This window comes from Bradyrhizobium sp. (assembly GCF_030646015.1).
Taxonomy (GTDB): Bacteria; Pseudomonadota; Alphaproteobacteria; order Rhizobiales; family Xanthobacteraceae; genus Bradyrhizobium.
The window spans coordinates 1-2,447 of sequence record NZ_JAUSLT010000050.1 but is presented as its reverse complement, the minus strand read 5'-3'; the positions used below and the strand labels follow the sequence as shown (position 1 = coordinate 2,447).

The 2,447-nt window shown below is 65.9% G+C and carries 2 protein-coding genes; one reads left to right on the top strand and one right to left on the bottom strand.

Annotated elements, in window-relative coordinates; translation table 11 throughout:
- Positions 1 to 1,009: quinone oxidoreductase (locus Q7T45_RS07750; protein WP_304869385.1), on the bottom strand; the 1,009-nt coding region annotated here is incomplete at its 3' end.
- A gap of 268 nt (positions 1,010 to 1,277) precedes the next feature.
- On the opposite strand from Q7T45_RS07750, the gene Q7T45_RS07745 reads away from it, so the two are divergent.
- The coding region (locus Q7T45_RS07745) for a sulfite oxidase (protein WP_304869383.1) at positions 1,278 to 2,447 on the top strand (1,170 nt) is incomplete at its 3' end.

Here is a 2,447-nt window from a genome sequence, read left to right as displayed (position 1 = left end):
TGCCGACGGTGCCGATCACGGTGGCGCCGAGATGTTTGGCCCACTGGCTGAGGATGGTGCCGACGCCGCCCGCCGCGGCATGCAGCAGGATTGTGTCGCCGGATTTGACCCGGTAGGTCTGGTGCACCTCGATCTTGACCGCGCCTGACTTCACCACGTCGAACAGCTCGTTCGCCATCGCCACAAGATTCTCGCGCTTGGCGGCGAAAGTGAACAGCGTCGGGCGGGTGACGTAGAGCGAGCCCTTCTGCGCCAGGAGGCCGAGGTTGAGCGGCTCGACGCTGCCGGAGGATTGTCCGAACAGGGCCGCGACGCCGAGCGGCGCCAGGCAGTCGAGCGATTTCAGGAAGGTGTCCTTGCCGACGGAATCGTAAACCACCGGCACTTTCTTGCCTCCGGTGATCTCGTCGACGCGTTTCACGAAATCTTCGCGGGTGTAGACGATGGTGTGGGCGCAGCCATGGGCCTGCGCGAGTTTTGCCTTCTCATCGCTGCCGACGGTGCCGATCACGGTGGCGCCGAGATGTTTGGCCCACTGGCTGAGGATGGTGCCGACGCCGCCCGCCGCGGCGTGCAGCAGGATGGTGTCGCCGGCTTTGACCCGATAGGTCTGGCGGATCAGATATTGCGTGGTCAGCCCCTTCAGCATCATCGCGGCGGCGGTGTTGTCGTCGATGCCGTCAGGCAGTTTCAACAGGCGATCGGCCGGGATCAGCCGCGCCTCGGCATAGGCGCCGAGCGGCGACGCGCCGTAGGCGACGCGATCGCCGGGTTTCAGGTCGGTGACCCCGGGACCGACTTCCTCGACCACGCCGGCGCCCTCGCTGCCGAGCCCGCTCGGCAATTGCACGGGATAAAGTCCCGAGCGGTTGTAGATGTCGACGAAGTTGAGGCCGACCGCGGTATGGCGGATGCGCGCCTCTCCCGCGCCGGGTTTGCCGACCTGGACCTCTTCCCAGACCAGAACTTCGGGACCGCCGGTTTTGTGAAAGCGAATGGCATGCGTCATGGAATGGCTCTTCCCCTGAAATTCGTTCTTGGCGGGCGCTTCGCGCCGCGGCGCAAATGTGCCGCCGGCGGCTGCCGAGCGCAAGGGTCGAACGAGGGGCAAACGAGGGTCGAGCCGGATGGCAGCCATGGCTGAATGCATATGCCGGTTGGATCGGGCGCCCCGCGCAGGTCTTGCGGCAAGCCCGCAAAACGCAAATACTCAGGCCAAACGGGAGTCCCGGGGCAACCCTGGCAAGAACCCGCTGAGCATCAAGGGGAGAGATGTCATGTCGCAGCATGCCGACAATGCCGTCGAGGGCGGCAGCCACTTCACCACCAGCCGGCGCGGATTTCTCGGCAGCACGGGGCTGGCCGCCCTGGGCGCGGTCATCGGCGGCGTCATGCCGCTGTCGCCGGACGGCGACGGCATTCCGGCCGCGCATGCGCAAGCCGGCGGTGCCGCCGCACCCAAGGGCCCGCAATATCTGAAATTCCCGGGGAAGAACGACAGGCTCGTGGTGCTCGGCGAAAAGCCGCTGGTCGCCGAGACGCCGGAAAGCCTGCTCGACGACGACACCACGCCGATCGAGAAGTTTTACATCCGCAACAACGGGCTGATCCCCGAGGAGACGAAAAATCCGGACGCCTGGAAGATCACCATCGACGGCGAGGTCAACAACAAGCTCGAGATCACGCTCGGCGAGCTGAAATCGAAATACAAGGCGGTGACCCGGCGCATGGTGCTGGAATGCGGCGGCAACGGCCGCGCCGCGTTCTCGCCGCCGGCGCGCGGCAACCAGTGGACCAATGGCGGCGCCGGCTGCGCCGAATGGACCGGGGTGCCGCTGGCCGAGGTGCTGAAAGCCGCCGGGCTGAAGAAGAGCGCCGTCTACACCGCGCACTATGCCGCCGACCTGCATTTGTCGGGCGACGTCTCCAAGCCGAGCCTGTCCCGCGGCGTGCGGATCGGAAAGGCGATGGATCCCCACACCATGATCGTGTGGGCCATGAACGGCCAGCCGCTGCCGAACATACATGGCGGACCGGTGCGCCTGATCGTGCCGGGCTGGGCCGGCTCGGCCTCGCAGAAATGGCTGACCAAAATCACCATCCGCGACAAGGAGCATGACGGCCCGGGCATGACCGAGTTCTCCTACCGCACCGCCATCAAGCCGATGATCCCCGGCGACAAGGGCGACCCGAAGAATATGCGCATCCTGGAATCGATGCCGGTGCGCTCGATCATCACCAACCCGGCCAACGGCGCCAAGTTCGCGGCCGGCACCAGGGAATTGAAACTGCGCGGCGCGTCATGGGCCGGCGATCTCACCGTCAGGCAGGTGGACCTGTCGACCGACTTCGGCGCCAGCTGGCAGCGCGCCAATCTGGGGAAGCCGAAGAACAGATATGACTGGCAGCGCTGGACCGCGACGCTCAAACTGCCGACCGACGGCTAT